General features: G+C 76.7%; 6 protein-coding genes and 1 pseudogene. 2 read left to right on the top strand and 5 right to left on the bottom strand.

Translation table 11 applies throughout. The annotated features are described in order from the left end of the window. On the top strand, positions 1 to 1,043 hold a 1,043-nt coding region (locus G5C65_RS27680), incomplete at its 5' end, for a cytochrome P450 (protein WP_165301751.1). A gap of 39 nt (positions 1,044 to 1,082) precedes the next feature. Here the strand turns inward: G5C65_RS27680 and G5C65_RS27675 are convergent. From G5C65_RS27675 to G5C65_RS27665, 3 genes are read right to left on the bottom strand one after another with little or no spacing between them, the layout of a single operon-like run. Next, the gene (locus tag G5C65_RS27675) at positions 1,083 to 1,715 is read right to left on the bottom strand and encodes a DUF4865 family protein (RefSeq protein ID WP_165301750.1); all 633 of its coding nucleotides are present in this window, start codon (positions 1,713 to 1,715) and stop codon (positions 1,083 to 1,085) included. A 37-nt stretch (positions 1,716 to 1,752) separates the two neighbouring features. Beyond that, complete coding sequence (locus tag G5C65_RS27670; protein WP_165301749.1) at positions 1,753 to 2,121, bottom strand: (R)-mandelonitrile lyase; 369 nt, start codon at positions 2,119 to 2,121, stop codon at positions 1,753 to 1,755. A gap of 34 nt (positions 2,122 to 2,155) precedes the next feature. Continuing rightward, positions 2,156 to 2,731 (bottom strand): TetR/AcrR family transcriptional regulator, encoded by a 576-nt coding sequence (locus G5C65_RS27665; protein WP_165301748.1) that lies wholly within the window; start codon positions 2,729 to 2,731, stop codon positions 2,156 to 2,158. 154 nt (positions 2,732 to 2,885) lie between these two features. On the opposite strand from G5C65_RS27665, the gene G5C65_RS27660 reads away from it, so the two are divergent. Next, the gene (locus tag G5C65_RS27660; RefSeq protein WP_165301747.1) at positions 2,886 to 4,241 is read left to right on the top strand and encodes an alpha/beta family hydrolase; all 1,356 of its coding nucleotides are present in this window, start codon (positions 2,886 to 2,888) and stop codon (positions 4,239 to 4,241) included. 257 nt (positions 4,242 to 4,498) lie between these two features. Here the strand turns inward: G5C65_RS27660 and G5C65_RS27655 are convergent, their stop codons facing one another. Both G5C65_RS27655 and G5C65_RS27650 read right to left on the bottom strand, forming a co-directional pair. Next, positions 4,499 to 6,883, bottom strand: coding sequence for a hypothetical protein (locus tag G5C65_RS27655; RefSeq protein WP_165301746.1), 2,385 nt, complete (start codon positions 6,881 to 6,883; stop codon positions 4,499 to 4,501). Positions 6,884 to 6,986: 103 nt separating this feature from the next. Next, a pseudogene (locus tag G5C65_RS27650) lies at positions 6,987 to 7,090 on the bottom strand (IS5/IS1182 family transposase); the annotation flags it as partial.

Raw genomic sequence — 7,090 nt, 5'->3', positions numbered from 1 at the left:
ACTCCCCGGCCCGCCGGGCCCAGGCGTGCCTGGCCGGGCACATGCTCAACCGGGACGCGCCCGACCACCGCAGGCTGCGCCGCATGGCGACCGGGGCCTTCGCCCCGCGCCGGGTGGACGCCCTGCGACCGCGGATCGAGCAGCTCGCGGACTCCCTGCTGACCGGCGCTGCCGGGGTCGCCCCGAGGCTGGCGGACGGCGGCACCGTCGACCTCGTGGACGCGTTCGCGTTCCCGCTGCCCGTCCTGGTGATCGCCGAGGTCCTCGGCGTGCCGGAGGCCGACCGGGCGGAGCTGCGGGAGTGGACCTACCGCGTCGGCTCGCCCGCCGACGCCCTCCCGCCCGGCGCCGTCGACGAGGCGTGGGGACAGCTGCACGCGTACTTCTCGGAGCTGATCGCGCACAAGCGGCGCGCCCCGGGCGACGACCTGTTCAGCGACCTCGTGGCCGGCCGCACCGCCGAGGGCCCGGCGCTGGACGGGGACGAGCTGGTCGCCATGGCGTTCCTGCTGCTCTTCGCCGGATACGAGACGACGATGAACCTGCTGGCCTCCGCGTCCCTGGAGCTGCTCGCCCGCCCCGCCGAGCGGGCCGCCGCACGCGCGGGCGGCCCGCCGTACTGGGCGGCGGTGGCCGAGGAGACCCTGCGCCACGCCAGTCCGCTGGAGGGCGCCACCTGGCGGCGGACCACCGAGCGGGTGGAGCTGGGCGGGGGAGTGGTGCTGCCGGAGCGGGCCCCGGTGCTCGTCGTGCTGGCCGCGGCCAACCGCGACCCGGCGCGCTTCCCCGAGCCGGACGCCTTCCGCCCCGCCCGCTATCTGACGGCGGAGGGCCGGCGGTCGGCCCCGCACCTGGCGTTCGGGTACGGGCCGCACGTCTGCCTGGGCGCGCGGCTGGCCCGGCTGGAGGCGGCGGTGGCGCTGCCCCGGCTGTTCGCCGCGCTCCCCGACGACGCGGGTCCGGCTGACACGGCGCCGGTGCCGTACCGCCCCGGCCTCCTGGTCCGCGGCCCCCGCAGCCTCCGGGTCCGGCAGAAAAGGTGACGCATCGGCGGGGCGGCCCCGGCCCGGCAGGGTCCGCCGCTACCAGGCGCTGCCCTCCGGCAACCGCTCCAACCCGGGCGCCGACAGGTGCAGCACTTCATACCGCTCCGTGGCGGCCACATCAGCGGGCACCGCACCCCGCCACAGCGTGAACCGCAGCAGCCGCCAGTGGTGCGGGTCGACGGCCAGCGCCGCGGTGTGCAGGTCCGGGTGCCGGGCCAGGGCGCGGAGCTCCTCCGCCTCCCGCTCGACCAGCGCTGCCAGCCCCAGTCCCGTGGCTTCCCCGTCCGGGCCCTCCGGGTCGGCCGGGTCGTCCGGGAGCGGGGTGAGGCGGCGCGCGGCGGACCGGGGCACCGTGCCGCGCGCGGGGCCCGCATGGCAGGCGGCGCCGGTCCAGTGCCGGGCGGCCGGGCGGCCGAAGTCGCGGATGATGTTCTGGAAACCGCCGCCGCCGACCAGGAAGTGGGCCATCGCTCCGGGGTCGTGCCACAGATAGAAGGGCGCGTACTGGTTGACGGGCGAGCCGTCGGTGCCGCGCTCCCGGATCAGATATGCCTTCAGGCCCAGCCCGGCGCGGTCGTCGAGGACGTGGCCGCCGTCGGCCACGCGCTTGCGGATGATCCGCATGTCGTAGTCGGCGGGCAGGGTGATCTCGTACTGCTTGGCGTACACGGGGGTGCTGCCTCTCGGTGCGGGTTCGTCAGGGTGCTCACAGGCCGCGCTCGGCCTCGGTGCCGTCCTCGGCGACCTCCTGAACGGCCAGGTGGGTGAGGAAGGCACCGGACGCGGCGCCGTGCCAGTGCCACTCGCCCGGCCCGATCCGGACCCGGTCACCGGCGCGGATGGTCTCCACCGGGCCGCCCCGCCGCTGGACGAGCCCGGTGCCCCCGGTGACGTACAGCACCTGGCCCAGTGGGTGGCGGTGCCACACGGTGCGTGCGCCGGGCGCGAAGTGCACGCTGTCGACGCGGAGCCGGGACGGCGCCTCGGGCGCGGCGATCTCGTCCACCCAGGCGTCGCCCGTGACCCACTCCGGGGGCGCGGCAGCGGTGGGCGCTGCGGTGCGGGATATGTGCATGGACGTGCGGGTCCCTTTCTCTTCGCTCCCGGGCTCAGGTGCCCGGATCGGTGGTGTGCGCTGCGAGCAGGGCCAGGACGCCGGTGACGGCCTGGTCGAACGGCGCCTCGGAGCCGGACGCGCGGGCCAGCACATAGCCGCCCTGCAGCGCAGCGACGAGGGCCGCGGCGGTGGCCCGCGCGTCCAGCGCGGCGGCGAACTCGCCGCTCCCGCGCCCCTCGTCCAGGACCTCGGCGAGCCGCTCGCGCAGCCAGTCGAGCGTCTCCTCGACCGGGGCGCGCAGCTCCGGGTCCGCCATCACATCCGGGTCCTGGGTGAGCCGTCCGATCGGGCAGCCCCGCAGGACCGGCCGCTCGCGGCGCAGATACGCGGTGACGCGCTCCTGCGCGGTGCCGGGGCCGGACAGCTGCGCCTCGGCGGCGGCGCGCAGCTCCGCCGCGGTGCGGCGGATCGCGGCCAGCGCCAGGTCCTGCTTGCCGGTGAAGTGGTGGTACATGCTGCCCTGTCCGGCTCCGGCCCGGCGCAGGATCGCCTTGGGGCTGGTGCCGGTGTACCCGCGCTCCCACAGCAGTTCCCGGGTGCTTTCGACGAGGCGGTCAGCGGTGCTCATGCCCGCATTATACATACTAGTAGGTACAGAGCCGGGCGGGTGCCCGCCTTGATGGACCGGGCTCCCGGCGTTGTACTGGAGAGACGAGAACACTCGCGGCCTCCGGCCCGGGACCCGGAGCGGTCCTGAGCGCGCGGACAGGGGGCGATGAGGCATGCGATTCGACGACCGCCCGGCCGCCGGGCGAGTGCTGGCGGCGGAACTGGAGCGGCTGCGCGCCGAGGACGCCGAGGACGCCGAGAACGCCGAGAACGCCGAGTACGCCGAGGACTGGGTGGTGCTGGGCCTGCCGCGCGGCGGGGTGCCGGTGGCCTTCGAGGTCGCCGGGGCGCTGGACGCGCCGCTCGATGTGACCGTGGTCCGCAAGCTGGGCGTGCCCTCCCAGCCGGAGCTGGGCTTCGGCGCCGTCGGCGAGGGCGGGGCCCGGCTCGTCAACGACTCCGTGGTCAGCCTGGCGCGGCTCAGCGACGCGCAGTGCGCGCAGGTGGAGGAGGAGCAGCGGGCCGAGCTGGAGCGCCGGGTACGCCGCTACCGCGGCAGCCACCCCCGGATCCCGGTCGCCGGGCGCACGGCCGTGCTGGTGGACGACGGGCTGGCGACCGGCGCCACCGCGGCGGCGGCCTGCCAGGTGGTACGCGCCCAGGGCGCGGCGCGCGTGGTGCTCGCCGTGCCGGTGGGGCCCCCGGACGCGGTGGCCTGGCTGCGGACGGTCGCGGACGAGGTGGTGTGCCCGAACGTGCCCCGGTCCTTCGCTGCGGTGGGCGCCTACTACCGGGACTTCAGCCAGACCGACGACTCGGAGGTCGCCGAACTGCTGGCCCGCGCGCGGCACCCGCAGCCCGGACAGGCCCCGCGGCACACCGGCGACGGCCGGCACACAGATGTGCGGATCGACGCCGGGGAGGTCCGGCTCGCCGGGGACCTGGCGGTTCCCGAGGGCGCGCTCGCCGTGGTCGCCTTCGCGCACGGCAGCGGCAGCGGCCGGCACAGCCCGCGCAACCGGTACGTCGCCGCCGCGCTGAACCGCGTCGGGCTGGCCACGCTGCTGTTCGACCTGCTCACCGAGGAGGAGGACGGCGACCGGGCGGCCGTCTTCGACGTCGAGCTGCTCGGCACCCGGCTCGCGGCGACAACCGAGTGGCTGCGCGGCGAGGTCGGACTGCCGCTCGGCTACTTCGGCGCCAGCACCGGGGCCGCCGCAGCGCTGACGGCCGCGGCGCGCCCCGCCGCCGACCCGGTGGCGGTCGTCTCGCGGGGCGGCCGCCCCGACCTGGCCCCCGCCGCCGCGCTCGGCGCCGTGGCGGCACCGACCCTGCTGATCGTCGGCGGCCGGGACACGAGCGTGCTCGACCTCAACCGCAGGGCCGCCGCCCGGATGCGCTGCGAGCACCGCGTCCATGTGGTCCCCGGCGCCGGGCACCTCTTCGAGGAGCCGGGCTGCCTGGACGCGGTCGCGGAGCTGGCCGGCGACTGGTTCGTCCACCACGCCGGGCTCGCCGCTCCGCGCTGACTCCGTACTGGCTCCGCGCCGGGCTTGCGGCCGGACAGCGTCTGCCCCGGTTTCGCCGTTGCGGGTGCCGGGTGCTCCCCCAAGCTCTCGGCTTCGCTCGAGCAGGGAGGTACCCCCATGGTTGCGCGCGCCGTTCCCCGCGCCCCTTCGGGGCGCACACCACTGTGCCCCGAAGGGGCGCGGGGAACGGCACGATCAGCCCCCATCGCGCCTGTGGCCCGCGACGGCGAAACCGGGGCCGCGTCGGTCCGGCACCCTCAACGGCGCTGGACCCAGGAGACCGACGGAGTCACCCGCTCCCTGCCCGCCACCGTGGCCTCGAAGGCGAGCCGCTCGTCCCGGCCCTCCGGCACGCCGCCGCCGGCCCGCACCGTGAACGTCACCCGGGCGCGGCCCCCCGGCGCCACCCGTACGGTGTCCGGCTGCGCAGCCGTCGCCTCCCAGCCGCCCGCGGCGCGGGCCCGCACGGTCACCTGCTGCTCCCGGTCGCCGAAGTTGTAGACCTCCAGCGTCATCCGGGCCGTACGGCCCAGCCGGTAGCCGTGCGGGGGCGGCGCGTCGCCGTTGTCCTTGCCCGGTGCGGCGTTCCGGCGGGGCCAGCGCTGGTTGAGGACGATGTGCTCGGCGGGCGACAGCTCCGGCGCCTGGGGAGCCCCGGGCTCTCCGGCGTCCCGCTCCTCCGCCGTCCCCCGCGTGATCAGGTACAGCGGGTCGGGCGAGAGCCGCAGCCGGATGGCGCCGGTGGTGTGCACGGTCTCCCGGAGCCGCCCCATCACATCGCGCATCTCCACCCGTCCCGCCGGGGCCGGGAGTTCGGTCTCCGCGTCCTGGGGCGCGTCCGCCCACGCCACGGTCACCGCGTGCCCGCGCCCGTCCGCGAACGTGTAGCCGTGGGCGTGCGGCAGACCGGGCACGTGCCGGACGAAGCGGGCCGCGCCGAGCAGCCGGGTGAGCGCCGCGTGGGCGCTGTAGGCGGCCAGCGGTGCGAAGTCCCGGTCCAGCAGCGAGAACCAGACGCCGTCGTCGTGGGTGGGCGGGCCGTCGAACCACAGCTGCCGGTCGTTGCCCTCCGCGAGCCCCTGGACCAGGGACCGCACCAGGTAGCGGGCCTGTTCCCGCTCCTGCTCCGCACCCGGCTCGCGGCCGGCCGCGACGCCGAGGAAGAGGCCCGACTCCGTCATCCAGGCGGGCATCCCCGCCCAGCCGTGCTCCCGCAGCAGCGCGTGCTGCTCCCGCGCGGCCCCGGGGAGGTCCGGGTTCCGCTCGTCGGGGCCGGGGTAGCCGTGGTAGCCCCACGCGTCGGCGTACCGGGCCACCTCGTTCAGCAGCATCAGCCGCTGGAACGGGCTGCCCGCCTCGGCGAGGCCGGGCAGGACGACGGCGGGCCGGCCGGGCGCGGAGCGCAGCCCGAGGGCGAGGGCCTTGATGTACGCCGCGTGCGCGTCGCCGGTCGACCGGCTCTCGTCGACGTCCGGCTCGTTCGACACCTGCACCGCGTCGGAGCCCGGCGTGTGCCGCGCCAGGTGCCGGCCGTAGCGGTAGGCGTGGCGCAGGTCGTCCGGCAGCGGCAGGGAGCGGACCGTCAGAGCCCACTCGGGCGGCGGGGACACCACCTCCAGGGTGCGCAGGCCGTGGGCCCGGAAGGCGGCGGTGACCCGGTCGAACGGCCCGGTGTCGTACGTGCCCTGACGGGCCTCCACCATGGGCCAGGGCGCGCCGTCCCGTACGTACCCGGCGCCCATCGCCCGCATCCGCGCGGCGAAGTCGCCCAGGCGGGAGGGCGGGATGAGGGGGAAGGCGAAGGCGTTCACCCCGAACCGGTCCCGGAACCGGTCGCCCTGCGGCCCTTCGCCCGGTCCGCCGTCCCCGGGGAGCACGGCGAAGCGGGCGGTGAGGGGGCCCGCGCGCACCAGATAGCGGCCCGGCGGGAGTCCCGGCAGCCGCACCCGGGCCGTGTCCGCGCCCGGCGCGAAGGACGCCTCTCCCGTGGCGGCCTCCTCGCCGAAGTAGTCCGTCACCCGGTACGGCACCGCCAGGCCCGCGTCCGCCCGCCCGTTGAGCCGCAGCCGCAGGACGCCGTCCGCCCACTGGGCCGCGGCGACCCGCACCGGTACCCGCGTCAGGGTGAGCCGGTCGAGCAGCAGCCGGTACGCGGTCCGGTCGCCGAGCACCGCGAGCTCGTCGACGCGTACGGTGATCTCGTTGGCGCCCTCCCGGAGCTCGACGTCCCGCCACACCGCGCGGCACAGGTCGCCTCCGGCGTGCTCGGCCTCGTACCAGTGCGGCTGCGCGTGCGCCACCTCCCGGCACGGCCCGCCGTTCACCCCGAGGGCCACATACGAGCCGATCTCCTCGGTGCGCGGGTGCTCGACGGGGACGGTGGCGGTGGCCGTCAGACGGTACGGGCCGGCCGCCGGGGCCGGCACCGCGTACCGCGCGAACCAACCCTCGCGGGGGCGCTGCCCGGCTTCCAGCTCCAGTCGGCCGCGGCGCCGCGGAATGGTGCCGTCCACCGCGTCCGCGCCGCGCACCTCGATCGGCCCGCCGCGCTCGGCGGCCTTCGCGGGCCCGGCGCTCGCGGCCACCACGGCGAGTCCGGCACCCACACCGGCCCGTACGGTCGTTCTCCGGTCGATTCCCATGCCCCCAGCACAGCCGCCGCGCCGCCGGTCGGGCATCGCCCTCCGGTCCCACACATCACCTACGGGCCCGCACGGCCCCGCCCCTAGGAGTTGTCTTCAAATGTCACGTCCACATCAGGAGCGAGGCGAGGGCGACGGCTCCCTGGTAGGACTCGGCGGTCTTGTCGTAGCGGGTCGCGATGCCGCGCCACTGCTTGAGGCGGTTGA

The sequence above is a fragment of the Streptomyces boncukensis genome (assembly GCF_011045075.1).
GTDB classification, from domain to species: Bacteria; Actinomycetota; Actinomycetes; order Streptomycetales; family Streptomycetaceae; genus Streptomyces; species Streptomyces boncukensis.
The sequence above is the reverse complement of the archived record's forward strand: the minus strand, read 5'-3'. Positions and strand labels throughout refer to the sequence as shown.